Origin of the sequence: Luteibacter sahnii, from assembly GCF_034063545.1 — a bacterium.
GTDB lineage: Bacteria > Pseudomonadota > Gammaproteobacteria > Xanthomonadales > Rhodanobacteraceae > Luteibacter > Luteibacter sahnii.
Genome location: NZ_JAQLOK010000008.1, coordinates 1 through 24,673, shown reverse-complemented (window position 1 = coordinate 24,673; position 24,673 = coordinate 1). Strand labels below are relative to the sequence as shown.

Below are 24,673 nucleotides of genomic sequence, written 5' to 3'. Positions count from 1 at the left end.
GGCTTGCGATGGCTGGCTGGTCGAGCGCGTGGATTCTACACCATGGCGCGTTTTCGGCGGAATGCGGACGATTGTCGTCCGAATACGCGCGCTCGTCGCGGCACTGGCGGCGGCAAGCCTATGTTACGGTCGAAGACGCCGTCAATTCGTGGCGGCTCACAACCATTGGAGCGTTCTCATGGAAAAGCTCGACCAGGCTATGCGCGCCGCCAACCCTTTCAACATCCAGTTGGAAGAGCCGATGCAGCCGAGCATGACGGCGATCAAGTACGCACCGAAAATCGACGACGTCGGCGACATCGGCCGCATCGGTTCCACGCATAGCGGCGGCGACTGGGGCTGAGCCTGTCGGATACATCGTCCCCACACGATGTCGACATCGAAGCCGCCTCCTCACGGAGGCGGCTTTTCATTGAGGAAGCCCGCCGTTGATCAAGGCCCAGATCGCGTTATCCGACCTGTCGTTCGACCCCGCGTGGGTGGATGGCGGCGTGTCCGTGGGGGCGAGCCATCTGCGACCGCACGCGCATCCGATGCTCGAATCGTTGTTCGTGCGTGGCGCGGGGCGATGGTTCGTGGTGGTGCGCGAACGCCAGGCGACCGGGCGGGTCGCGACCGACGCGGTCAATGTGGTCGACGGGGTCGATGACGCCGCATTCCACGAGCTCTACCAGGCGAGCCTGCTCTGGCCGCTGGATTACCTGATGGTCGAAGTCGCGCAGGCGGGGCAGCGGGTGCGTGTCCGTGCCGGCCTGCTCGGCTCGGTGCCGGTGTACGCCCGGGTGCTGGACGACCGCATCACGCTGTCCTGGGATGCCGCCGATTTCGCGGATCGCCCGGCGTTTATCGACCTGGAAATCGCCAGCCACCAGCTGGCGCTGCATACGATGTATGCGGCGCGGCAGTTGTACACCGGCGTAGTCATGCTGACCGAGCGCGCATCGATGCACGTGGAGCCGGGCAGGGCGCGCTTTCGCTATCCCGACGCCGTCGCCGCCGCGGAGCCCGCGGCCGACGATGGCGAGGATACGCTTGCGCGCTTCGCAGACGCGTTGCAACGGGTGGTGTCGATGCGTCCGTGGGCAGACGGGCGCACGTCGCTGGAACTCAGCGGCGGCATGGACTCCGCGACCGTCGCCACGGCGTTGACGCGCCGGCATGCCAACATCGACAGCAAGGGCATCCTGCTCCAGGGCGCCGTGCGCGCGCCCCAGGTCACGCGGCGCACGCTCATCGTCGAACGCCTGGGCCTGGCCGATCGCACCGTCGACATCGACGATTACCCGCCGGGGCTCGACCTGCGTCCGCCGCCCGAGCCCTATGGTTTCAGCCGCGAGTTCTACCTGGAGGCCTGCTCGGCGCTGTGGACCACTGCGCGCGAGCGCGGGCGCGACGTGCTGTTCACCGGCATCGGCGGCGACGAGTTGTTCCCCGCGTATGTGGGCGAGCTGTCCGAACGGACGGCCAACGGACCGGTGTGGGCGCGGGACGCGCGTAGCTACGCGGAGGGCCTGATGACCCCGCGTGCCCTCGGTGCCGCACGCAGTCGTCCGATGTTCGACGCCCCGGCCAGTCCCGTGCCGGTCACCTCGCTATTGGCCCACGCCTGCCGTGCGCCCGACCTGCTCAAGCACGGCCAGTGGCCGGTCAATCCCCTGAGCGATCCGCACCTGGCGGCGTTCTGCCACCGCTTGCCCAAACGCAGCCGTGAAGGTCGCGAAGTGATGCGGCGATACCTCGACATGCACCTGGGGCCCGATGTGTTTCCCAAGGGCTACATGAAGGAGACATTCGCCGACGTGCTGCCGCCGCTGGTGGCGAAACACGCCAAGGCCATCGCGACGCAGCTGCGTGATTGTGCCCTGGCTGACCTGGGCCTGGTCGATCGCGACGCGGCGATCGCCTTGCTGGACACGATCGTCCAGACGCGGGCGCACCCGGCCACCTCGGCATTCGCGTCATTCCTGTGGCTGGAGCGTTGCGCCCGACAGGCCAGCGGTTGAACGCAGCGGCCCTTCCGGAGAAGGGCCGCGTTGAAGCCCTTACTTCTTAATGAAGGCCAGGATATCGGCGTTGATCACGTCGGCGTGCGTGGTCATCAGGCCATGCGGATAGCCCGGGTAGATCTTGACCGTGGCGTTCTTGATCAGCTTGCCCTGGCGTTCCGCGGCCTCTTTGTACGGCACCACCTGGTCGTCATCGCCGGCGAGCACGAGCGTGGGCACCGTGATGGCCTTGAGGTCGTCGGTCTGGTCGGTTTCGGAGAACGCCTTGATGCCGTCGTAATGGGCCAGGGTGCCGCCCATCATGCCCTGGCGCCACCAATTCTGGATGATGCCCTGCGAGGGCGTGGCGCCCGCGCGGTTGTATCCGTAGAACGGGCCCGAGGCGACGTCGAGGAAGAACTGCGACCGGTTGTCGAGCAACGCCTTGCGGAAGCCGTCGAACACCGACATCGGCAAGCCGTTCGGGTTCGCGTCGGTCTTGAGCATGAGCGGCGGGATGGCCGCGATCAGCACGGCCTTGGCGACGCGGCCCTGCGGCTGGCCGAAGCGCGCGACGTAGCGGGCGACTTCGCCGCCACCGGTGGAATGACCCACGTGGACGGCGTTCTTCAGGTCGAGGTATTCGGCCACCGCCGAGGCATCGGCCGCGTAATGGTCCAGATCGTGACCTACGTCCACCTGGGTGGAACGCCCGTGGCCACGGCGGTCATGCGCGACCACGCGATAGCCCTGGTGCAGGAAGAACAGCATCTGGTTGTCCCAGTCGTCCGACGACAGCGGCCAGCCGTGGTGGAAGACGATCGGCTGGGCGTCCTTCGGGCCCCAGTCCTTGTAGAAGATCTCGACGCCGTCCTTGGTCAGCACCGTGCCGCTGCTCGGGTGACGGCCCGCACCGTGACCGGGCTTGGATGGGGCGGCCTGCGCGGCGCCTTCGGACGCGAGCAGGGGCATGGCCACCGAGACCGCCGCCACCGCACCGGCGCCGACCATGACCTTGCGCCGCGATTCGCTGACGATGTCGTTCGTATCAATGATGCTCATCTGAGCTCTCCCAGTCGATGATGGATGACGAAACCCTGGCTTGCCGTCGGATTAGACGCCCTGGCACGACGCGACGTATTGCACGTCCATGCGGCGCGGACGTTCTGGCCGGAAAACCACGGCCACGATCGGAGCGGCATGCTAGCGTGCGGGTGCCGTTATCCGACGGCGTGCCCTTGGAGCGTTCTCATGGAACAGCAACCCGCGGGAAAGCGAGACGACACCACCGCCAATCCGTTCGGGGTATCCCTGGATGGCCCGTTGCAGCGCGGCACGCATGCCTGCGCGATCAACCCGAAGGTGGCCGAGAGTACCGACCTCGGTATGTTCGGTACCCGGCATCCCGGCGGTGGGGGCTGACCGGACGGGTGAGCGGTTCGGCCCTTCGCGGGCCGTCCGGGCGGGCAGGCTGGACGTGTGACCGGAGGAGCGTGCTAGCCTCCGCGCCATGACCTTCCTTCGGCCGCGGAGCGACACCACCCGATGTCTCACGACGTGATGGACCGGGCCTCGTCCCGCGGCGTTGCCGAGCCACGGGGCGGCGTCGTTGAGGATCTGTATGTGTCGACCGCGCAGGCGGCATCGCTGCGGCGCGACCTCGGTTCGATGCCCTCGATCGTCCTCGACCACCGTCATCTGTGCGACCTGGAATTGCTCCTCAACGGCGGGTTTTCCCCGTTGCAGGGGTTCATGACCGAGGCCGACTACCACGCCGTGGTCGAGCACATGCGGCTGGCCGACGGCACGCTGTGGCCGATGCCGATCGACCTGGACGTGTCGGAGGCCGAAGCCGCGCACCTCCTGGTCGGTCAGGAGGTCGTGCTGCGCGACGGCCAGGGCACCGCGCTGGCGATCCTGTCGCTGAGCGATGTCTTCCGGCCCGACAAGCGGCGCGAAGCCGAACGGGTGTTCGGCACGCGGGATGCCGGTCATCCTGGCGTAAACGATGTGTTCGCGCGCGGGCCGGTGTATCTCGGTGGGCGTGTGCGGGGTCTTCAAGCTCCCGCGCATCACGACTTCACCGACCTGCGCCTGGATCCCCGCACCTTGCGCACCGGGTTCGCCCAATGCGGATGGGATCGCATCGTCGCGTTCCAGACGCGAAACCCGATGCATCGGGCACACGTGGAGCTGACCCGCCGTGCGATGGACGCGGTCGGCGGTTGCCTGCTCGTGCATCCCGTGGTCGGGCGCACGAAGGAGGGCGACATCGACGCCCACACACGCGTGCGCTGTTACCGGGCGTTGATGTCACGGTATCCCGAAGGCATGGCGGCGTTGGCGGTGCTACCGCTGGCGATGCGCATGGCCGGGCCGCGGGAAGCACTTTGGCACGCGCTCATCCGAAAGAATTACGGCGTGACGCACTTCATCGTCGGTCGCGACCATGCCGGGCCGGGTAAAGACGCCTCCGGGCGACCCTTCTACGATCCGCTCGCGGCCCAGCGCCTGCTCATGGATCACGCCGACGAACTGGGCATCGGCATCCTGCCGTTTCCCCCGATGGTGTATTCGCCGACACGGGACGCCTACGTTGCCACCGACGCCTTGCGCGCCGGTGAAGTGACGGAGGACGTCTCCGGCACGCAGCTTCGCGAACACCTTCGGCAAGGCACGCCGCTGCCCCCGTGGTTTACCTACCCCGAGGTGGACACGATCCTCAGGGAGCGCTTTCCCCAGCCGTCCAGCCGGGGGTGCGCGGTGTTTTTCACCGGTCTCTCCGGCGCGGGAAAGTCGACGATCGCCCAGGCGCTCATGGGCTACCTCCTCGAACACACGGGACGGCGGGTGAGCCTGCTCGACGGCGACGAAGTGAGGAAAACCCTGTCGGCCGGGCTGGGCTTTTCACGAAGCGACCGCGCGGCCAACGTGCTGCGCATCGCCTACGTCGCCGCGGAAGTGGTCCGGCATGGCGGCATCGCCATCTGCGCACCGATCGCGCCCTACGCCGAGGATCGCGCGAAGGCCCGCGAGACGGTCGAGGCACAAGGCGATTTCATCGAAGTCCACGTAAGCACGTCGCTCGACGTGTGCGAGGCGCGCGACACCAAGGGTCTCTATGCGCAGGCGCGGGCCGGGGTGTTGAAGCAGTTCACCGGTATCAGCGATCCCTACGAGATACCCGAACGCCCCGACCTCACCCTGGACGGCGACACCGCCAGCCCCGCCGAACTCGCCTCGCGTATCGTCGCCGAGATGACGCGCCGGGGGCTCGTCGTTTAATGAGCCCTCAAACCCTGACGCCCAGGAGCCACCCCATGGCCTCACGCCACCGCGAACGTCATGTCACCGAACGCATCGGCTGGCTGCGGGCGTCCGTGCTCGGTGCCAACGACGGCATCGTGTCCACCGCCAGCCTGGTCATGGGCGTCGCGGCCGCGCATGCGTCCTCGTCGGCGATCCTGATCGCGGGCATGTCCGGCCTCGTCGCTGGCGCCATGTCGATGGCGGCGGGGGAATACGTGTCGGTGCACTCGCAGGCGGACAGCGAAAACGCTGAACTCGCGCGCGAAACCATGGAACTGCAGACCGACGTGGAAGGCGAGCGCCGCGAACTGGCGGCGATCTACGTCGGGCGAGGTCTCGAGCCCGCACTGGCCCGCCAGGTCGCGGAGCAATTGATGGCGTACGATGCCCTCGGTGCGCACAAGCGCGATGAACTGGGCATCACCGAGACGCTCGAGGCCCGCCCGTTGCAGGCGGCGATGGCCTCGGCCGTAAGCTTTGCGACGGGGGCCGCGTTGCCGCTCGTCGTCGTTACCCTCGCGCCCGCGAGCCACCTTCTGCCGTGGGTCTTCGTGACCGCGCTGGTCTTCCTGGCCGCCCTGGGCGCGCTGGCCGCCTATGCGGGCGGAGCGAACCGACGCACGGGTGCGATGCGCATCACCCTCTGGGGCGCGCTGGCGATGGCGGTCACCACCGGTGTCGGCATGCTTTTCGGTGGCGCCGCCTGACTCAGGCGAGCGTCGTCAGCGCCACCGGCACCACCGCGTCGCCGCTGATCACCTGGGCGTGGCCGTCCTGCACCATGAACTGGATCTGCATCGTCCGCTGCGTCATCGCCGCGAGCGCCTCGACCGTCGCTGGATCGACGTCGATCACCGATACGTTCTTGGTTCGCGCGATCGCGGGCGCGATCTTCTTCCACCACACCTCGGCGCCCCGGCCGCTGTACGTGTAGATGATCACGCGACGGGCCCGGCCGGCCGCGCGGCGGATGCGCTGCTCGTCGGGTTGGCCCAGGTCGATCCACAGGTCGATCTCGCCGGTGAGTTCCTTGCGCCACAGGTCCGGCTCGTCGTCGGCGCTGAGCCCTTTGCCGAACGCCAGCGTGTCGCTGGCATGCAACGCGAAGGCCAGCACGCGCACCATCATCCGCTCGTCGGTTTCCGACGGGTGCTGGGCGATGGTCAGGGCATGGCCCTGGTAGTAATGCCGGTCCATGTCGCTGACCTGCAGGTCGGCTTTGAAGATGGTCGATTTGAGTGCCACGAGAACTGCCGCGTGTCGATGTCGGCCGCCAAGCCTACACGAGCGGGCCCAGGCACGCCCGCGCGCCTCAATCGAGGCGGCGCGGATCGATGACCACGTGCTTGATCCGTTGACGTTTCCAGGTGTAGACGGCATGCACGAGACCGTCCGACGTCTGGATGACCGTGGGATAGGAAAACTCCGCACCCGGGGTGTCTTCCAGGTCGAGCACCTTATGCCAGTGTTGACCGTCCTTCGATATCGCCACTGCCAGCTGGCCGCGACCGTCCCACCATTGCGACCCATGCGAGGTGGGGTTGTAGACGATGAGCGAGCGGCCGTCGGCGAGCACGAGCGCGTCGATCCCCGAGTTGGGGTTGGGCAGGTCGAGCAGCCGCATCGGCGTCCATGTGCGGCCACCATCCTGCGATACCGTGCTGAACACTTTGTCTTGCTTCGTGCGACCTATCGCCTGGAGCGACCCGTCGCGATGCAGAAGGAGGGCCGGCTGGATGGCTTCGATAGGCTGCGGCCCCATGGGCGGCGACACCACCTGCCAGGTCGCGCCCTCGTCGGTCGACCGCTCGACGTGCACGCGCCAATGGTCGCCCTCGGTGCTCGATGGACTGACGACAGTGCCGTCGGCCAGTTGCACCGGCGGGTTCTTGATCGGCCCCAGTATGCCCTGGGGCAGTCGACGCGGCGGTGACCAGTGCGCGCCGTCGTCCATGGACGTCATGAGCATGCCCCACCAGTGCTGGGGATCGGGCCCCACCTTGTAGAACAGCATCAGCGAACCGCGATGGGTGCGGAACAGCACGGGGTTCCACGTGGGCAGGCGCGTGCCGTCCGGCTGGGCGCCGTTGGCGACCTCGATCGGTTCGGACCAGCCGTTGGCCTGCCGGCGCGACACCCAGATGCCCACGTCCGGGTCACGCTCGTGCTTGCCCCCGAACCAGGCGGCGACCAGCCCCGCGGGCGTCTGCGCCAGCGTGGCGGCGTGGCTTTGCGGCGTCGTCTGGCGCGCGCCGACGAATTCGCTGCTGACGAGGGCGGACGCCTGGGTGGCGGCCGCGATCGATGGCACGAGGAGCAGGGCGGTCACGAAACACGTCCACCGCGCGCGACGCTTGAACATCATGGCAACAGGATCCAGAACAAGGAAGGCCGGCAGTGTCGCATGCTGCCCGATGGCATCGCGATGCGCTACGCGTCCGCAGGAATCTACGGCCGTACCTCGATCGACGTACGTGCGCGACCGCGGGATAGACCGTCCGGTGGACTGCCCGCGTTCGGCTCGCTGGGCTGTAATGCCTTCGTCACCAGTTACGGCGGCGCGCATCAGGGGAAAGCTATGAACGTCGTCGACGCCAGATGCGTCCCGGCCATCGTGATGGGGCAGGGAGCCACCGCGCTCGGCATCCTGCGCAGCCTCGCACTGGCTGGCATTCCCGCCTACGTCGCGTGCCCGCCGGACGACCTCGCCACGCGATCGCGCTGGTTCCGTCCTCCGCCGGGCGCGCCGTGGGCCGGCCGGCCGGGCCCGTCGGCCATGGCCGCGCTGCGTGCGATGCCGCTGGACCGCGCCGTGCTGATCCCGGGCGCCGACGACGCGGCGCTATGGCTGTCCGAGTTGCCGTCCAGTGACCTGGGCAGCCGCTTCGCGGTATCCACGGCGACCCGCGGCGTGCAGGCGTTGCTGCAGGACAAGGCGGCGTTCGCCGCGCATCTTGCCGCGACAGGCATCCCCCATCCACGCACGTTCCACCTCGGCTCGTTGAGCGATGTGGCCGCCGTGCCGATGGAGGCGTTACAGCGGGTCTTCATCAAGCCAGTGAACTCGCAGCGTTTCAGCGACGTCGTGGGCGTGAAAGGGGTTTGGGTGCAGAGCCGCGACGAGCTTCGGGAGACCTGGGCCCGTCTGCATGCGCAAGGCTTCTCGTTGATGGCCCAGGAATACCTGCCGGGGCCGGCGACGGAACACGTCTTTATCGACGGGTTCCGCGACGGGAAGGGCGAGTACGCCGGTTTGTTCGCGAGGCAACGCGTGCGGATGTCGCCGCCCGACTTCGGCAACAGTTCGTGCTCGCGCTCGATCCCGCTCGCCGACGTCGGCGAGGCGGTGGGGCATGTACGACACCTGCTGGACGGGCTGGGCTATCGGGGCATCTTCAGCGCGGAATTCAAGCGTGATCCGCGTGACGGGGTGTTCCGCATCCTGGAGGTGAACACGCGCGCGTGGACCTACGTGGAGTTCGCCGCGCGCCGCGGGGTAAACGTGTGCGAGATGGCGTGGCGCGACGCGCTCGGGCAGCCCGTGCCGGCGGCGGTCGAACGCTATCCCGTCGGCAAGCGGTGCATCGATCTCTACCACGACCTGGCGAGCCTGGGCCGCACGCCCGGCCTTGGCGTTGCCGGGCGGGTGCGCGCGGCCTTCGAATGGGCCCGCGCCGACCTGCATGTGTTCCGGCTGGATGATCCCGGTCCCGCGCTGCACGTGCTGGGCGGCTTGGTGCGAAAGCGCCTTGAACGCATGGGGCCGGCCCAGGCCGTGCGTTCGAAGAGCCCTCGGCGATCCTGACGCTACGGCCACCAGCGGCGCGATAACCGACCACCGGGGCCGTAGGCACCGGCCTGCGCCGGTGCGACGGGGTGTTGAGAGGTTGGGGTTTCCGCTATCCCGGCGCGAAGCGATCGTGTCGTGCAAGCGGGCTCCCGGCATTGACGACATGTCGTCGCCCAAGTCCTGCCTACGATGCCTTTTGCGCGACCTCGGTGGTACGAAAGAGGGCCGAATCCGTGCTTCGCAAAAAATAACGGCATGAAGATTTTACCGACGCATGCCACGTCCTGCGACTTGGATTCGTCATATATATAAATATGTATTTCAATAATTTATACGGTATTTCGAACCTTAGTTATGAACTTACGCCAGTGACATCTGAAGCAGTCCTTTCAACTCCCTTTCGCATTCATTCGCAACTTCTTGAATCGCAAGATTTTCCTGTTGCAATGCAACTTGCATCGATTGTAATTAGGCCTATAACGCTGGCGTCACATATATGAAATTTTCATTCTTATATGCACTGCCTTGCGGATAGCCCGAGCAAGGGCCAGGGGAACCGGGCGGGCTCGGCACTACCTTAAACATCGATCGCTCCTGTGGGGGAGACCAGTGAATAGAACCGTTTTCCGGCGTGGAATCATCGCCAGCTCCGTTGCGCTCGCGCTTTGGGCACCTCATCTCATGGCGCAAACCGCGCCTGACAACGCCACCCCGCCAGGTAACGCCAGCAAACCCGACAAGGCCGTCGAGCTCAAGGCCGTGACCGTCACCGGTTCGATGATCCCGCGCGTGGAGGTCGAAGGCCCCGCACCGGTCGTCACCATCACCGGCGAAGAGATCAAGAAGCAGGGCTACACCACGTTGTGGGAGTTCCTCGACTCGCTGCCGCAGGTCGGCCAGCAGGTGTCGGACTCGGCCGCCTGGGGTTCCAGCTCGGTCAACGCCCGCTCCGTGAACCTGCGCGGGCTCGGCCCGGGCTTCAGCCTGCTCATGATCGACGGCCATCGCGTGGTGGACTACCCGCAGCCGCTCAACAAGCAGAGCAACTTCCAGAACTACAACAACATCCCCACCGGGATGATCGATCACATCGAAGTGCTCGCCTCCGGCGCCTCGTCGATCTACGGATCGGACGCCGTGGCCGGCGTGGTGAACGTGATCCTGAAGAAGAACTACAAGGGTGACGACCTGCAGGTGACCGGCGGCGGCGCGACGCGCGGCGGTCGGGCCTATGGCGACATCAACTTCTTCGGCGGCCGGGCCGGCAGCAACTGGCACGTGACGTACAACCTGGAGAAGTCCAACCGCACCGCGCTGTGGGGCATGGACCGGCCCTACCAGGATTCCGTGGCCGATGCCGGCTACGGCTCGTGGGGCCCGGCCGCACGCCAGTTCGGCTACCAGTACGACGCCGCCGGTTCCATCGCGTTGTCGGCCACCGACGCCAATGGCCACTACATCACGCCGCCGTCGGGCACCTGCGAGAAGTTCACCAACTCGCGCCTGGCCCAATCGCATTCGGTGACCACCAACGGCACCCAGATCACGGGCGTCAACGACAACGGTTTTTACTGCGCGCAGCCGGCGCTGTTCCAGAACTGGGTGTTGACCCCGGGCAGCCGCAGCAACAACGGCTATGTGTCGGGCGAGTACGATTTCCAGAACGGCATGCAGCTCTACGGCTCGGCCGCGCTCTACCAGACCGTAGGTATCTCCAACACGCAGCTGAACGTCTTCAGCGCGGGTCCGTTCTACGATCAGACGACCGGGCAGACCGTCAACCAGGTCATCCGCCAGCTCACCCAGAAAGAGATCGGCGTCACCGCCAACACGCACGACCGCGAGCTCAACTGGAACCTGCAGACGGGTCTGCGCGGTACCGTGTTCGATGGCCGCTTCAACTGGGACCTGAACCTCAACAGCCAGAAGTACACCGTTCGCGAAGACTTCACCGGCTACAACGCCCAGGCCACGAGCAATTTCTTCCTCGGCCAGCAGCAGGGCACCACGGCGGACGGCCTGCCGATCTACGCCTTCAACTGGCAGCAGTTCTGGAACCCGATCACGCCGCAGCAGTACAACCAGTTTGCCGTGACCGGCGAAAACACCTCGTCGTCGTGGCTCGACCAGGCACAGCTGCGCCTCAACGGCGACCTGTTCAAGCTGCCCTGGGCCGAGGAGTCGGTGGGCTGGGCCGCGGTGCTCGAAGCCGCGCATAACGGCTTCAAGCTCTCGCCCGATCCGCGTGCGGCTGATCCGTCGACCTTCCAGAACCCGTTCGGCGCCTACCTTACCGGCGCGGGCACCCGCCAGCGTTATTCGCTGGGCACGGAGTTCCGTGTGCCGGTGCTGGACTCGGTGGTCTGGACGATCTCCGGTCGCCTGGACAAGTACAACGACGCCAGCCGGGCCGACGTGGCCCGTACCTGGGGCTCGGCCCTGGAGTGGCGTCCGTACGACGGCCTCCTCCTGCGCGGCAGCTACGGCACCAACTTCAAGGCGCCGGACATGCAGGCCATCTACCTGACCGGCTCGACCTCGCCGGTGGGTTTCTACGCCGATCCGCTGCAGTGCGTGAACGCGATCAAGGCCGGGCAGAACAACAGCACGTGGTGTAATGACGTGCAGCGCCCGAACTCGCAGTACTACACGCTCTACACCAACGGCAGCCGCCTGTTGCTGCCGCAGACCGGCCACTCGTGGACCTACGGCTTCGTGTGGCAGGTGCCGGGCGTGCAGGGCCTCTCCGTGTCCGCGGATTACTGGCACATGGGCGTGGACAACGCCATCCAGTACCTCGGCCAGGACACCGTGCTGGCCGACGAAGCGGGCTGCCTGACCGGCGTGAAGCCGAACGGCACCTCCGGGCTGTCGCCTTACACGGCGCACGTGGCCGGTTCGGCGTACTGCCAGATGGTCACCCAGATGGTGAAGCGTGACGCCAACGGCCAGATCATCTCGGTGCAGTCCGGCCCGATCAACGAAGCCTCGCTGTACGTCGGCGGCATCGACGCATCGCTGGATTACAAGTTCCACACCGACGACTACGGCAACTTCCGCGCCGGCATCAACTACACCGACAACCTGTCGTACAAGCAGCGCGTGCTGGCCTCGGACGAACTGCAGAACACCCGCTACCAGAACGTGGCCAGCCGCATCACCTGGATCGCCGACTGGACCAAGGGCCCGTGGAATGTCTCTATCTCTGGCGTGCGTGACGGCCGCATGCGCGCCCCGAACTACGACGGTTGCAACGTGCTGCCCAACGGCATCCAGCCGGGCATGGTCACGGTGCCGCACGGCGGCGAGACGATGGCCACCGGCATCTGCCAGGTCACCCAGGACGGCAACCAGGTCAACGTGCCCGACACGACCTACAAGGGCCACACGCCCGCGTGGATCACGTGGAACGGTTCGATCGGCCTGCAGATCAACCCGGACACGCACGTGAAGTTCACCGTGTCGAACATCTTCAACAAGGTCAGCACGATTCCTTACTACGCTGGCGGGTTCGAGTTCGTCACCACGGGCCAGACCGCGAGCGAGTACAACGGCCGGGAAATGTTCCTCACGTTCGACTACAAGCTCGACTGATCAGGGCGTGGGACACACGAAAAGGCCGGCGTACTCTGCCGGCCTTTTCGTTTCGCAGGAGCGCGCCTCGCGCGCTGGTGCTTGGTGACCGAATGGATCACGACGCCCTGACCGGTTCCGGCTGCGCCACCTCGACCACCGCCGGCCGCCACCCGCACACCCACGCGGGCGTCCACACCAGCAACAAGGGCTTCGCGTACGGCGTATCCACCGCATGGCGCGCGGCCGACAGCGGCCACCGCGAGCTGGCGGGTCCGCCGTCGATCGAGACGGGCACTTCGCGCGCCCCGTCCGTCACGGTGTAGTTTCCGGCGAGCACGATGTCGACCCCGCGGGCAGCACGGCCCTCGGGCACGGTTTTTCCGGCCATGAACACGTTGGCCATGCCGGGCAGGTAGTTCTGCGCGACGAAGACGTGGGTCGCCGGGGGCAAACGGTCTTCGATCACGGTCATCGTGTGCTGCGCGACGAGCGCGGGGGCGATGTCTTCCGCTTGCAGGCCATGCCTGAAGCGTCGCAGCGCGATGCTTTCGAGCACGGTGTAGTAGGGCCGCCGCCGGAAGATCGCGCCGCTCTTGGCGTCCATCACGGTGTCGTCCGGCGATGTGCAGGCCAGCACGGTGCGTAGCTGTGCTTCCTTGTAGAGCAGCGCGTCGTGCCACGGTGGTGCGTGTTTCACCAGCAACACGAGTTCCAGCGCGATCAGCAACGCCACGAAGCCGACGGCGCGCGCCTGCGACAGCACGCCCGATCGGCTCACCAGCCCGGTGAGGCAAACGATCAGCGTGGGGATGATGGGCAGGAAGTCCTGATCGGTCGGCAAGGGCCACGCGAGCCAGATAAACGACCCGAAGAGCACGCCGTGCAGCCCCACGAAAAGACGCCAACGGGCCGAGGGATCGACCGGGCCGGCACGGCGCAGGCCCGTGGCCACCACGCCGACGATCGCGGCGGCCAGCAGCGCGAAGCGCACCTTGGGCCACGCGTGCGAGGGATCCCCCGTGGGGGCGATGTTATAAGCGACCAGGTTGTACCAGGCCGGGCCGAGGTCGTGGCGGAACGCCAGATAGATCCAGAACGCGCCCGGCACGACAGCGACGCCCGCCAAAAGCGCGAGACCACGCTTGAGGAATCCCTTCGGGTCCGCACGGCACGGCGCGGCCCATATGCACGCGGCGGCCAGCAGAGCCATCAACGACAACGGCACGGTCTTCTGCGACACCGACAGCGCCCCGCCCAGGAGCACGCCCGCGATAAGCCAACGCCCGTTCCACCGTCCGGCATGCGCGGCCACGGCCAGCGCGCATAGCCACAGCGCCGTCCACAGGTCGTCGGTACGGAATTCGCCCATCTTGACGAAGAACACGTAGGCCAGGCCGGTCAATGCCACGGCGGCGTCGGCCACCCCGCGCGAGTAGAGCCGGCGCGCGATGTACCAGGTCGCCACCAGGGCGAGCAGGTACCACGGCACCACCGCCAGCCGCAGCCACACAAGGATGTCCGGGCGCGGGCCCAGCGCATGCATCAGCGGTGCGTAGATCGCGCTGAACAACGGCCCGTGGTTGTCGAACACGTCGCGATAGGGCAGCGCGCCCTCGCCGATGCTCCAGGCCACGTGCGCGTGCTGCGGTTCGTCCGAATTCAGGGGATAGGCCCTGAGCGTGAGCACGCGCAGGGCGAGCAGGGCCAGCAGGCCGAGGCAGCGTCCGAGGGTAGCGATGGAGAGCAGGGGGCGCGAAGACATGCGCGCACCCTAGCGAGGAAGGTTTTCCGGTTGCTTTCACCCCGCGCGCGTCGGCGCACCGGGATGACGCGTTATCGGATCACTTCGGCGTGAGGTGATAAAGCCCGCCCGACGACGCGTCCTCGAGCACCCACAACGAGCCGTCCGGGGCTTCTTCGACGTCGCGGATGCGCTTGCCGAGATTCCAGCGCTGCACCGCCTTGGCGCCCCCCTTGCCGTCGACCGTGACGCGGATCAGGCCCATGCTGACGAGGCCGCTGATCAGGGCGCTGCCGTTCCACTGGGGGAAGAGGTGGCCCTTGTAGAACATGAGATTGCCTGGTGCGATGACCGGCACCCAGTAGATGACGGGTTTGACGAGGTCGGGACGCGTATCGGGACTGGGAACGGGCACGCCGTCGTAGTTGACGCCGTAGGAGACCAGCGGCCATCCGTAGTTCTTGCCCTTCTCGATCAGGTTCAGTTCGTCGCCGCCGCGTGGACCATGCTCCAGCTCCCAGAGCTGCCCGTTCGGCGCGAAGGCGAGGCCATAGGGCGTGCGGTGGCCGATCGACCAGGTTTCGGCCGGTGTGAGGTTGGGGCCGGGGAAGGTATACGTGCTCACGACCGGTGCCGTCTTCGCCGCTTCGGTGTCCTTGGCCGGATCGATCAGCGGAATGCTCCGGGCGCCTTCCTTGCCGGCCCACGGGTTGCCCGGCGCGGGTTTGCCGTCGAGGGTCAGGTGCAGGATCTTCCCCACGGGCTGGTCGGGATCCTGGGCGGGCGTGAAGCGCTGGCGGTCACCCACGGTGAGGAAAAGGGATTTGCCATCCGGTGCAAACGCGATCTGCGCGCCGGCCTGGCCACCCTTGCCGGTCGGCATCTGTTGCCAGAGCACCTTGAAGTCGTCCAGGCGGGCCTGGTCGCCGTCCAGCACGAGTTTTCCGCGCCCCATGGCGAGGCCGCCACCGTACTGCCCGGGCGCGACATAGGTAAGGTAGACGTTATGGTCGGTGGCGTAGTGGGGCGACAGGAACACACCCAGCATGCCGTTCTGGCCTTCGAAATAGACGGCCGGCACGCCCTTCACCTCCGTCTTGGCGCCCTCGGGCGTGACGAGCTGGAGGCGGCCGACCTTTTCGGTCACCAACATGCGGCTATCGGGGAGGAACGCGATGCGCCAGGGCAGTTCGAAACTCGCCACACGGGACACCTTGAAGGGCAGGTCCGGGTCCGGTTTCTGGTCGCCCGCATTGGTTTGTGCCTGGGCGGCGCTCGTGAGCAGGGTCGCCAGGAGAACGCCATGGCCTAGCTTCGTCGGGGTGCGCATCGTCTCGCCTCTGATTGACCGGGAGATATCGACCCGGAGAGTGGCTCCTGCCATGTGACGGCGACATCCACGCCCCCGGGCCGGTGGGTGCCTAGCCGTCGTTTTCGCTGGAGGCGGCGAGCGAAAAGGTGTCGTCGCCCTCGTCGACCACCAGCCGCATGACCATCGGGCGACAGCACACCTGGCAATCTTCGGTATAGGTCTGGCTACCGGCCGAGACGTCCACGGCAACCTCGATGGTTTCGCCGCAGTAGGGGCAGGCGATATCGGTAAATTCGGTCATGCGGGGAGTCTAGCGCAGGAGCGACCACCCCATCAGAGGTTCGAGGAGTAAAGCATCGCGACGATTTTCCAGCCATCGGGCGTGCGCAGCATCTGCCAGGTTTCGGCGCCGCGATTGTCGACCTTGCCCGCGGCGACGAATTCGAAATCGAAATACACCGATGCCACGGTACCGTCGGTGTCGATACGCACGTTGTGGAAGCGCTCCTCGATCGGTTCGCTGGCCTGACTGACATAGGCTGTGAATGCCTGCCAGGTACCCTGCTTATACGGTGGCGCCTCCGGGTGTTTCTCACGCACGTTCCGTAACGCCCCGGGGCCCAGCGCCGTGATCCAGGCGGTACTGCCCGCCAGGAACATCCGACCGAGCGCGGCGCCGTCATGCGCCTTGATGGCGGCCTGGAAACGATCGACGACCGTCTGTATCTCGGCCCGGGACGTATCCTCGCCGAGGAATGGGGTGGACAGCGCGATGAACGCGAACGGCAGCAGCGGGGTGAGTTTCATGGCGGGTAGCCGTGGGAGGGGAGGCCCAAGCACACCAGCCATCCCCGGTTGTCGCCAGTGAAAGGCGACCGTCCGTGCGTGTCGTGCGTTGAATCGCACCGGTATGAAGCTGCGATATTTCTCACATACGACGCGTCGTGTTCCCCGGGCGTTTGGTAAACAAGTCTTGACGGCACAAGGCGTTATGAGCGTCTCGCTTGTCGCGGCCACAAACGCCCACCTAACGTCGCGCCTCAAGCGCGGGGCAGGATCGATAGTCGATGAAGCGGTGGTGGTGGCGGTCATGGGTGGGTCTCGCGGGTGCGTCGATGACGGGGTTGCCGGCCATGGCGGCTGAAGCCGCTCTGGAAAGCGCGCCATACCTCGAAACCCGCTATCGCTACAGCAACCTGCATTCGGACGCCAAGCCGTTACGGGGCCAGGCCCATACCGCGCGCCTCCAGGCCGGCTACCTGTGGGCGATCGGCGATGGCTGGAGCGCTTATGGCGAAGCGATCCGCACGTGGTCCTTGTTCGGCAAGCAATACGACGACGGATCGATCCGGATCACGCCGTATCCCGCCGAGGCCGACCCGGCCTCCACCGGCGTCACCAACGCCTGGGCCGATTACACCCGCGACGGCATCGCCGTGCGCATCGGCCGACAATACGTGAACCTCGACAACGGCCGGTTTTTCGCCAACAACGGCTGGCGGCAGAACCTGCAGTCGTTCGATGGCGTCCGCGTGCGATGGCACGCGGGGCAAGGCAGCACGCTGGACTATCACTGGTATGGCCGGGTCAATCGCACCGTGGGCGCCGATTTTCCCGATCGCAACCAGCGCCGCTGGAAGCTCGACGCCCACCTGCTGCACGCCACGCACGCGCTACCGGTGGGCAAGCTCACCGCTTACGGCTATCTCGTGCGCAATGACACCGTGGCCGCGAACTCGGTGAAGACGCTGGGCATGCGTTTCACCGGTCGAAAGGCTCTCGCGCAGAACGGCCCCTCACTCGGCTGGACGGCCGAGATGGCTCGTCAATACGACTACGCCAACAACCCGGCCGATTTCACGCTGGGCTATCACCTGTTCGACGTGACGTTCGGCTATGCGCCGCTGTCGGTGCGTGCCGGCGAGGAAACGCTCGACGGCAACGGCCGCGAGGCAGTGAACGTGGCCTACGGCGCGGCGCGCGCGTTCAATGGGTGGGTCGTGGCGTTTCGTATTCCCAAGGCAGGCTTGCGCGAGCGTTACGTCGGCCTGCTCGGAAGCATGAACATGGGCGTGCCGATGCAGTGGCAGGTCACTTACCGACACTTTCGCCCGGTGCGGGGCAGGGCGATGCTGGGCGACGAAGTCGACCTGGGCGTGTCGATGGCGATACGTCGGGGATTCTCGCTGGAATTCCAGTACGGCGACTATCGCGCCCACCGCCATGGGGTCGATGAGCGGAAATTCTGGGTGATCGCGGAATATCGATACGGGAAAGCGCCGGAGTAGCTAGAGTCCGCGTCTGTCAGGTGAGCTCAGCTTGACGAACATCCTCGACGATCTTCCCGCCGTCGAGTTTCACGACGCGGTCGGCCACGTGGAAGTAGCGGTCGTCGTGGCTGATCGCGATGATGGTTTTGCCCCGCGCCTTCAACGCCGGCAGCAGCGTGCGATAGAAGTGGTCGCGGAAGTGGGTGTCCTGGTCCGCCGCCCATTCGTCGAAGAAGAAGATCTCGCGATCCTCCGCGTAGCACTGTAGCAAGGCCAGGCGCTTGCGCTGGCCCGTGGACAGGGTCAGCTTCGACAACTCGCCCTGGTTGACCTGCACATGCGCGCCTAGCCCGAGCGTCGTCAGCCACTGCGCGATACGGTCATCCGATACGCGCCGCCCCGTCGCATCGATGACGTGGGGAAAAAGGAAGAAGTCGCCGAAGACCCCCGTGAACCGCTCCCGATAACGATGCACGTTACCATTCAGAGGAACGCCGTCGATCGTGACCCGGCCCGAGTGCGGGGTGAGCAACGAGCTCAGGACAAGCAGAAGCGTCGACTTGCCGCTGCCGTTGCCCCCCACGATGAACACCATCTCGCCGCGTCGTATCTCCAGGCTCACCGGACCCAAGGCGACGCGCGGTTCGGTTTCGCCCGGATAACGGTAGGCGACCTGGTCGAGCCGAATGCACGCCCAGGTGTCCAGCGGCTCTGTTTCGGCATCCGGCACGCGCCCGGCCGTTTCGCCGGCGAGATCCAGTCCCACGCGTTGCAGATGACGCAGGCTCGCGGTGCCCACGCCCACCTGCCGTGCCGCGCTCACGATGAACGCGACGGGTCCGCTGAGGAACAAGGCGCCGATCACGAACGAGACGACCGTTGCCTGCGGCAGCGCGAGTAACGCGTAACCCAGGTAGACGATGACGAAGACCGATCCGTAGACCACCGCCGACGACCAGGCCTCGTTGACGCCCAGCCCGGTGTTGACCTGGACAGACAGGGCGCGTGCCCGCTGGATCGCTGGACCCAGGAGCTCGTCGGCCACGTAGGTGGCCCGGGAGGCGTTCAGCGTCATCTCTTTCTTGCCGTCGCTGAGGTAGCGGAAGTATTCGAAGACCGTATCGCTGGCGTTGCGCAGGCGGTCGAAACGCGTGCGCAGGTAACGCTCGAGCGTGAGCGACACCAGCAGTGTCGAACTCAGGAAGGCCAGCAGGATCCCCAGCAGCGGCAACGAGACGCTGGCGAGGTAACCGGCATACAGCGTCGCCAGCAGGATGTTGTAGGCGAGCAGGGGAGCGACCAGCACCAGCGGGGCGATGCTTGCCACGTCCTCGATCAGCGAGCCGACGATGGAGTGCTTCGTCGTGGCGAGCGTCTCGTAGTCGAGGTCGATGAAGCGATTGGACAGGTCCACGCGCAACTGCGCCACGAGCGACGCGCCCAGACGCGCCAGGATGAACTGCGAGGCGCCGTTGGAGGCCAGGAGTGCGAGCAGCCAGGCGATGCCGGTCGCCAGCGGCTTGGCACCCAGGGCAGGGAGCCCGTTCGCCGCCAGCCGGTTGATGTGCGACAACAAGCCCATCGTCGATACCGCACTCATGGCGGACAGCACGACGGCGGCAAGCAACGCACCACGATGCCGGCGAAGAAAGCGCTTGAGAATCATCGACTCGTCCGTTGGATGGCAACTACGAAACCGGTCCCACCCATGCACTGTCCCATCCAGAGCGCTTCGGTGTACGCCACGTTAGACGCAAATTCGGCATGGTCGGTTCCGGGGCGCGCCATTTCGGACAAGATGTTCGCCGACGACGCGTCCCCGCGGGACCGTCGAACGATCTTGCGTGCTGGTTTCGGTAACGCAGGGACGTCACCGCCGAAGCGCCCGCAGCGGTGGGGTCGCGCGACGTTCGGGCGCCTGCCTGTAACACTTCGTGGAGTACCTCGATATGCAGACCGACAAGATCCTGGCTGGCTGGTTGAGTGGTGCCGATAGCGTCGATGGGTATGACAACCCGGCGGGTTCGCTTTACACCGAAGGGCATGCCACCACCATCGCTGCGTTCACCAGCACCGACATCGCACTCGTTTCCAACTGTAGCTCGTGTACGGCCTCCCGGCCGGGGTTCTGCTGCTGATCCAAGGGCAGTAACGATAGCCGTGGCCAACCCCCACGGCTATTTTTTTGGCCGACGCACGGATTCCACCCATGGCCGACTCGACGCCGAACGATACGTTTGCCACGATCATCGCGTTTCTCACCGTCGACGTAAGGCGACGACTCGCCGACGCACTCGCCGCGCAGCCGGGCCTGGCACCGGCCGAGACGACGGTGTTCATCGACAGCGCCGATCGTGCGTTGTTGGATAACGCGGCACGAAAGCTCAATCGCGTGCTTCTGCTCGAACTGCACGCGGCGAAATTATCCGGCGAACTCACCGCCAGCGACGAACCGGCGAAGTTCGCCCAGTTCGTGGCCAAGGCCACCCGACCTGACTTCGTGCTGGCCCTGCGGCAACGCTATCCGGCGCTCGCGCCACGCCTGGAACGGGCCCTGGCGCAGCAAGGGCAGGGCATCGTGACCCTGGCGTCCCGTCTCGTGGCTGACCGCGACCGGCTGGCGACGTTCATGGGGCAGTCCCTGGGCGAGCTGCGCGCACTCGACATGGGCCAGGGTGACGTCCATGACGGTGGCCAGACGGTCGCACGCGTGACCTTCGCCCACGGCATCGTGATGTACAAACCACGCTCGCTGCGCGTGGATGCGGCGCTGGACACCTTTCTCGACGGTTTGCTCGGCGACGTGTCTCCGCGCATCCGAGTGCCCGCCGTGCTGGATCGCGGTGACTATGGCTGGACACGCTACGTCGAGCATATTTTCTGCGCGGACGACACGGAGCTCGTCGCGTTCTACCGCAACATCGGTCACTGGCTGGCCGTCATGCGCCTGCTGGGTGGTACCGACATCCACCACGAAAACCTGATCGCCTGCGGACCGGTGCCGTATATCGTGGACGTGGAAAGCCTTTTCGTTACGGAAGCGCCGATGGCGCCTACCGGCAAGGGCGACGCCGTCGACCTGGCGCAGGCACTCATTCGCTCATCGGTACTGCGCACAGGGTTGGTGCCGTTCCGCGCACCTGTGCTGGGCCTGGACGGCGTGGATATTTCCGCCATCGGTGCCTTGCAGGGCGAGCAGCCGACCATCCGCGGTCCGGAGATCGTCAACGCCGGGACGAGCGAGGCGCGCGTCGGGCTCGTCGACGTGGAGGTGGGCGAGGCCAAGAATCATCCCTGTCGCCAGCCGGACATCTCCCGTTTCTGGGAAGACATCATCGCCGGCTTCCAGTCACTCAACGCGCGCCTGGACGCCCTGCATCGCGATGGCACGCTCGCCGGACGCGTCGCCGCGTTCCAGGGGAGTCGTATTCGTCGTATCCGTCGGCCCACGCAGTCGTATGTCGAGGTGATGCGCATGCTCTGGCACCCGGCATCGCTTCACGACGAGCCGGCCGCCATCGCACGCGCGACCGACCTGCTCAAGCGCAATGCCGCGGTGTCGCCGGTCGCGCCGGCCGATGCGGCGTCCATCGCGGGCGAAATCGAGGACATGCGCCATGGCGACATCCCCGTCTTCGCCAACGTGCTGGAGCCGCCGCAGATCGACGAGGTGTTCCAGGCGTGGCTCGACATGCGCCCGGAAATGGAAGAGCTGACGATTCGCGGAGCCCTGGTGACCGCGCACCTTAATGTGCGGCTCAACGACGACAAGCGATCGCCTTACGACCTGACGGCCCACCATCCGCATGCCGATGACCTCGATCGGCGGCGCCGCGCAATGGCGAAGGCGACCGTCGAACAGTTGCTGCGGCTGTCCGTACGCGGCCGCGACGGCACGATGACGTGGATCAGCCCGATCCTCGGGCGCGGCGGTTGGACGATGCGCACCCTGCAACCGAACCTCTACGTAGGCCTGTCAGGCATCGCGCTGGCCCTTGCGGGTTACGCGCGGGAGATGACGCTCGGACGTGTCGACGAGGTCGACGGCGTGAGCGAGGCGCTGGACGGCGTGCTGCGCGTGCTACGCAAGGCCGAAGACACCGACGGCGCAGAAGCGATCGGTGGCTTCATCGGCCTCGGCTCCCAGGTGCTCACCTGGCTGACCCTCGACGGCCTTTGTCCGGACGCCGGCATGCTGGCCCATGCCATCACGCAGGGCGCGAGGATGGAACGTTGGGACATCGAGAACGAACGGATGTTCGACATGCTGGAAGGCGTGAGCGGCGCGATCGTGCCCCTGCTGCACCTGGCCGATGCCACGGGCGACGATCGGTGGCTTGCCGTGGCGGCCCGGGCAGGGCGTCGGCTGGAGGCCACGGCCATCCTCGACGCGCGCGGGGCACGCTGGCCCGCATCGATCTTCAGCGAGCCCATCGGTGGGTTCGCCCATGGCGCGACCGGCACCGGCTGGGCGCTGGCCCGCCTCGGCCTCAGCAAGGCCGGCACGGCAGCCGACCGACAGCGCTGGCTCGCGCTCGCGGAGCGCGCCTTCGATTTCGAGGAATCGCTCTATGACGACGAGGGGCGCAACTGGATCGACGTCCGCAAACCCGACAGCCGCGACTTCGCCAACACGTGGTGCCACGGCAGCGTCGGCATCGGTCTAGCCGCGTGCGATCTTTACGCCCGAACCGGGCAAGCGCGTCACTTGAGCGTCTTGCAACGCGCGGTAAGCGCCGCGGTCAAGGGCGGGTGGGGTTACAGCCACACGCTGTGCCACGGCGACCTGAGTACGTGGGAGCTCTTGATGCGCGCCCGCCGGATCGATCCCGCCCTGGTGCCATCGGAGGATATGCCGGGTATCGCGATCATCCTGTCGAGTATCGAGGAACACGGCATCGTGGGCGGGTTGGCACGCGATGCGTTTACACCGGGTTTGATGAGCGGCATATCGGGGTCGATTCACCAGTTGAATCGGATGCATCCGGAGAGCGATATGGCTTCGCCGTTGTTGATGGAGTGTGGGGTGGGGGAGGGGGTTGGGTTTGGGTTTGTGGGGTCTGGCTTGGTGGCTTGTCTGCAGCAGGCCAGCGGGGAGGGTGTGCGTAGCGACTCTTCCGTTACGTCGCTGGGTTAAGCGGGCTGTGTGGATAAGGGGTGCTTTTAAGCTTTCGGCATGTTGTTGCAGAACTGCTGTCACCGGACCTTCGGATACGCAGGTTTAGTCGAACCACTCGATCGGCGTCGCTGATTAGATGGTTATCGGGGTAGGGAGATCGTCTGTAATCGCACCGAAGCGGCCGTTCTCGGCGGACCGAACACCGCTTCGCTGTGTACGGTTACACGCCCACTTGTTCGACGTGTCGGGTAGCCATAATATCGCGCTGTGTGAAGGGGGGCGCCATACAGTGCGCTTTGGATATAACCTGGTCAACGGAACCGACTACAAGATAGTTGGGGCGCGCAATATGCAGATCGCGGATCGGCTTAATTCTGGTGTTAGGCATCACATGGATAGTTCCGCATGCCGTTGAGCAAACTCAACATAAGAGGCAACAGCGCCGCTGCAAACCCGCAAGGCCAACTCATTTTTCATGTGCAAGATACACACGCTTTGATTCAGGCTGCTGGGTATCTGAAGCATGTCAGGGGCAGCAAGAACGCTGAGCTTGTGTACTTTCGCGGAGAATCCAAGCTCTATCGCACACTTTCACCGACAGCCCTCCGCGGCATTTCAAGCCATAGAAGTGTGTCCAAGGCTATTGGTCGCATCCACAACGCTATTACGCAGTTCTCAAGACCACTTAAATCTACTGGTAGCTATGCGCATGAAGCCCTGTTGCAGCATTACGGCCTCAAGACAACTTGGATTGACCTAGTTGACAATATTTGGGTTGCACTTTGGTTCGCCTGTCACAACGCCAGATCGGTTGGCCCTTGCGGCGAATATACTAACTTTGAGCGTCGCTCGCCGCGTAAAGATCCGACTGGCAAGGCCTATGTGCTGCTAGTGGCCGCTGATGCTGTCGCTACTGACGAGAAACATCCTGGGCTATACATTGGGCCAAGAACCGAGCTAATTGACCTTCGCATAGCAGCACCATCGATTTTTGTTCGTCCTCATGCTCAGCACGGGCTCCTCATTCGCCGCAAAGGCGATACGGTTCAACGCCCCACAGATTACGGCGATCAGATTCGCGGGATTCTTGAAATTGATCTGACGGATGCACTTGAATGGCTAGGAAACAGCACGGCATTGAGTCCTCACAGCTTATTCCCGCCCCCGTCTTACGATAATGGCTACGGAGACCTTCTTGCTGTGGGCTTTCAAGGCACAAAGAATGCTGGATGCATCTCGCACATTGGAGCTTGATGCCTAATAATTCATTCAAGCTCGACCGGCTTCGCAGGTCGGCTTGGTACAGGCGTTAGGGAAACTGGACTGCCCCGAGATTTAAGACACTTGCCCGCCTCACACTGACGCCCGTTCAAAGGCCTCGGGACTGACACCGCTCAGGTGACTATGGCGGCGGGTTCGATTGTAGAAGACCTCGATGTAGTCGAAGACATCCGACCGGGCCAGATCGCGCGTTTTGTACACGCGTTTGCGGATGCGTTCTTTCTTGAGACTGCTGAAGAACGATTCGGCCACGGCGTTATCCCAACAGTTGCCCCGTCGGCTCATGCTGG

At 65.5% G+C, this 24,673-nt stretch carries 20 protein-coding genes; 11 read left to right on the top strand and 9 right to left on the bottom strand.

Features of this window, described 5'->3' with window-relative positions; genetic code table 11:
* The first annotated feature begins 178 nt into the window (after positions 1-178).
* Both PI246_RS16325 and PI246_RS16320 read left to right on the top strand, forming a co-directional pair.
* On the top strand, positions 179-343 hold the full coding sequence (locus tag PI246_RS16325) for a hypothetical protein (RefSeq protein ID WP_320552383.1): 165 nt from the start codon (positions 179-181) through the stop codon (positions 341-343).
* 85 nt (positions 344-428) lie between these two features.
* Positions 429-2,003 carry an asparagine synthase-related protein gene (locus PI246_RS16320; RefSeq protein ID WP_320552382.1) on the top strand — a complete coding sequence of 525 codons (1,575 nt, stop codon included), beginning with the start codon at positions 429-431 and terminating at the stop codon, positions 2,001-2,003.
* 39 nt (positions 2,004-2,042) lie between these two features.
* On the opposite strand, the gene PI246_RS16315 is transcribed toward PI246_RS16320, so the two are convergent.
* The gene (locus PI246_RS16315) at positions 2,043-2,996 is read right to left on the bottom strand and encodes an alpha/beta fold hydrolase (protein ID WP_407069829.1); all 954 of its coding nucleotides are present in this window, start codon (positions 2,994-2,996) and stop codon (positions 2,043-2,045) included.
* Between the two features lie 240 nt (positions 2,997-3,236).
* Between PI246_RS16315 and PI246_RS16310 the strand changes: the two genes are divergently transcribed.
* The 3 genes from PI246_RS16310 (at position 3,237) to PI246_RS16300 (ending at position 6,001) form a co-directional block, all read left to right on the top strand.
* The gene (locus PI246_RS16310) at positions 3,237-3,407 is read left to right on the top strand and encodes a hypothetical protein (protein WP_320552380.1); all 171 of its coding nucleotides are present in this window, start codon (positions 3,237-3,239) and stop codon (positions 3,405-3,407) included.
* 123 nt (positions 3,408-3,530) lie between these two features.
* Positions 3,531-5,270: a bifunctional sulfate adenylyltransferase/adenylylsulfate kinase gene (locus PI246_RS16305; RefSeq protein ID WP_320552379.1), complete on the top strand. Its 1,740-nt coding sequence runs from the start codon at positions 3,531-3,533 to the stop codon at positions 5,268-5,270.
* A 35-nt stretch (positions 5,271-5,305) separates the two neighbouring features.
* Positions 5,306-6,001 (top strand): VIT1/CCC1 transporter family protein, encoded by a 696-nt coding sequence (locus PI246_RS16300; protein ID WP_320552378.1) that lies wholly within the window; start codon positions 5,306-5,308, stop codon positions 5,999-6,001.
* A 1-nt stretch (position 6,002) separates the two neighbouring features.
* Here PI246_RS16300 and PI246_RS16295 read toward each other — a convergent pair whose 3' ends face one another.
* On the bottom strand, positions 6,003-6,539 hold the full coding sequence (locus tag PI246_RS16295; RefSeq protein WP_320552377.1) for a YaeQ family protein: 537 nt from the start codon (positions 6,537-6,539) through the stop codon (positions 6,003-6,005).
* Between the two features lie 67 nt (positions 6,540-6,606).
* The gene (locus tag PI246_RS16290; RefSeq protein WP_320552376.1) at positions 6,607-7,623 is read right to left on the bottom strand and encodes a sialidase family protein; all 1,017 of its coding nucleotides are present in this window, start codon (positions 7,621-7,623) and stop codon (positions 6,607-6,609) included.
* 75 nt (positions 7,624-7,698) lie between these two features.
* On the opposite strand from PI246_RS16290, the gene PI246_RS16285 reads away from it, so the two are divergent.
* Together PI246_RS16285 and PI246_RS16280 are read left to right on the top strand one after the other, a co-directional pair.
* A complete protein-coding gene (locus tag PI246_RS16285; RefSeq protein ID WP_320552375.1) occupies positions 7,699-9,099 on the top strand; it encodes a carboxylate--amine ligase in 1,401 nt (466 codons plus the stop codon).
* Positions 9,100-9,765: 666 nt separating this feature from the next.
* Positions 9,766-12,678, top strand: coding sequence for a TonB-dependent receptor domain-containing protein (locus tag PI246_RS16280; protein WP_320552374.1), 2,913 nt, complete (start codon positions 9,766-9,768; stop codon positions 12,676-12,678).
* A gap of 97 nt (positions 12,679-12,775) precedes the next feature.
* Here PI246_RS16280 and PI246_RS16275 read toward each other — a convergent pair whose 3' ends face one another.
* The 4 genes from PI246_RS16275 to PI246_RS16260 form a co-directional block, all read right to left on the bottom strand.
* Complete coding sequence (locus PI246_RS16275; protein ID WP_320552373.1) at positions 12,776-14,422, bottom strand: ArnT family glycosyltransferase; 1,647 nt, start codon at positions 14,420-14,422, stop codon at positions 12,776-12,778.
* A 79-nt stretch (positions 14,423-14,501) separates the two neighbouring features.
* A complete protein-coding gene (locus PI246_RS16270; protein WP_320552372.1) occupies positions 14,502-15,731 on the bottom strand; it encodes a PQQ-dependent sugar dehydrogenase in 1,230 nt (409 codons plus the stop codon).
* A 91-nt stretch (positions 15,732-15,822) separates the two neighbouring features.
* Positions 15,823-16,014, bottom strand: coding sequence for a CPXCG motif-containing cysteine-rich protein (locus tag PI246_RS16265; RefSeq protein WP_320552371.1), 192 nt, complete (start codon positions 16,012-16,014; stop codon positions 15,823-15,825).
* A gap of 32 nt (positions 16,015-16,046) precedes the next feature.
* Positions 16,047-16,520 carry a nuclear transport factor 2 family protein gene (locus PI246_RS16260; RefSeq protein WP_320552370.1) on the bottom strand — a complete coding sequence of 158 codons (474 nt, stop codon included), beginning with the start codon at positions 16,518-16,520 and terminating at the stop codon, positions 16,047-16,049.
* Positions 16,521-16,846: 326 nt separating this feature from the next.
* On the opposite strand from PI246_RS16260, the gene PI246_RS16255 reads away from it, so the two are divergent.
* A complete protein-coding gene (locus PI246_RS16255; RefSeq protein WP_320552369.1) occupies positions 16,847-18,001 on the top strand; it encodes an alginate export family protein in 1,155 nt (384 codons plus the stop codon).
* Positions 18,002-18,017: 16 nt separating this feature from the next.
* Here PI246_RS16255 and PI246_RS16250 read toward each other — a convergent pair whose 3' ends face one another.
* Entirely contained in the window at positions 18,018-19,649 is a 1,632-nt protein-coding gene (locus tag PI246_RS16250) for a cyclic peptide export ABC transporter (protein ID WP_320552368.1), read from the bottom strand.
* Positions 19,650-19,932: 283 nt separating this feature from the next.
* On the opposite strand from PI246_RS16250, the gene PI246_RS16245 reads away from it, so the two are divergent.
* The 3 genes from PI246_RS16245 (at position 19,933) to PI246_RS16235 (ending at position 24,356) form a co-directional block, all read left to right on the top strand.
* Positions 19,933-20,121 (top strand): DUF6229 family protein, encoded by a 189-nt coding sequence (locus PI246_RS16245; RefSeq protein WP_320552367.1) that lies wholly within the window; start codon positions 19,933-19,935, stop codon positions 20,119-20,121.
* 71 nt (positions 20,122-20,192) lie between these two features.
* Entirely contained in the window at positions 20,193-23,120 is a 2,928-nt protein-coding gene (locus PI246_RS16240; RefSeq protein ID WP_320552366.1) for a type 2 lanthipeptide synthetase LanM family protein, read from the top strand.
* 387 nt (positions 23,121-23,507) lie between these two features.
* Positions 23,508-24,356 (top strand): FRG domain-containing protein, encoded by an 849-nt coding sequence (locus PI246_RS16235; RefSeq protein ID WP_320552365.1) that lies wholly within the window; start codon positions 23,508-23,510, stop codon positions 24,354-24,356.
* Positions 24,357-24,455: 99 nt separating this feature from the next.
* On the opposite strand, the gene PI246_RS16230 is transcribed toward PI246_RS16235, so the two are convergent.
* The coding region (locus PI246_RS16230; protein ID WP_320552364.1) for an IS3 family transposase at positions 24,456-24,673 on the bottom strand (218 nt) is incomplete at its 5' end.

Bases quoted from the DNA above. Each gene is read 5' to 3' on its own strand.
- PI246_RS16275 (WP_320552373.1), bottom strand. From the start codon at position 14,422: ATGTCTTCGCGCCCCCTGCTCTCCATCGCTACCCTCGGACGCTGCCTC.
- PI246_RS16235 (WP_320552365.1), top strand. From the start codon at position 23,508: ATGCCGTTGAGCAAACTCAACATAAGAGGCAACAGCGCCGCTGCAAAC.
- PI246_RS16310 (WP_320552380.1), top strand. From the start codon at position 3,237: ATGGAACAGCAACCCGCGGGAAAGCGAGACGACACCACCGCCAATCCG.
- PI246_RS16325 (WP_320552383.1), top strand. From the start codon at position 179: ATGGAAAAGCTCGACCAGGCTATGCGCGCCGCCAACCCTTTCAACATC.
- PI246_RS16285 (WP_320552375.1), top strand. From the start codon at position 7,699: ATGCTGCCCGATGGCATCGCGATGCGCTACGCGTCCGCAGGAATCTAC.
- PI246_RS16250 (WP_320552368.1), bottom strand. From the start codon at position 19,649: ATGATTCTCAAGCGCTTTCTTCGCCGGCATCGTGGTGCGTTGCTTGCC.
- PI246_RS16240 (WP_320552366.1), top strand. From the start codon at position 20,193: ATGGCCGACTCGACGCCGAACGATACGTTTGCCACGATCATCGCGTTT.
- PI246_RS16260 (WP_320552370.1), bottom strand. From the start codon at position 16,520: ATGAAACTCACCCCGCTGCTGCCGTTCGCGTTCATCGCGCTGTCCACC.
- PI246_RS16255 (WP_320552369.1), top strand. From the start codon at position 16,847: ATGGCGGCTGAAGCCGCTCTGGAAAGCGCGCCATACCTCGAAACCCGC.
- PI246_RS16305 (WP_320552379.1), top strand. From the start codon at position 3,531: ATGTCTCACGACGTGATGGACCGGGCCTCGTCCCGCGGCGTTGCCGAG.
- PI246_RS16315 (WP_407069829.1), bottom strand. From the start codon at position 2,996: ATGGTCGGCGCCGGTGCGGTGGCGGCGGTCTCGGTGGCCATGCCCCTG.
- PI246_RS16265 (WP_320552371.1), bottom strand. From the start codon at position 16,014: ATGACCGAATTTACCGATATCGCCTGCCCCTACTGCGGCGAAACCATC.
- PI246_RS16300 (WP_320552378.1), top strand. From the start codon at position 5,306: ATGGCCTCACGCCACCGCGAACGTCATGTCACCGAACGCATCGGCTGG.
- PI246_RS16245 (WP_320552367.1), top strand. From the start codon at position 19,933: ATGCAGACCGACAAGATCCTGGCTGGCTGGTTGAGTGGTGCCGATAGC.
- PI246_RS16280 (WP_320552374.1), top strand. From the start codon at position 9,766: ATGGCGCAAACCGCGCCTGACAACGCCACCCCGCCAGGTAACGCCAGC.
- PI246_RS16270 (WP_320552372.1), bottom strand. From the start codon at position 15,731: ATGCGCACCCCGACGAAGCTAGGCCATGGCGTTCTCCTGGCGACCCTG.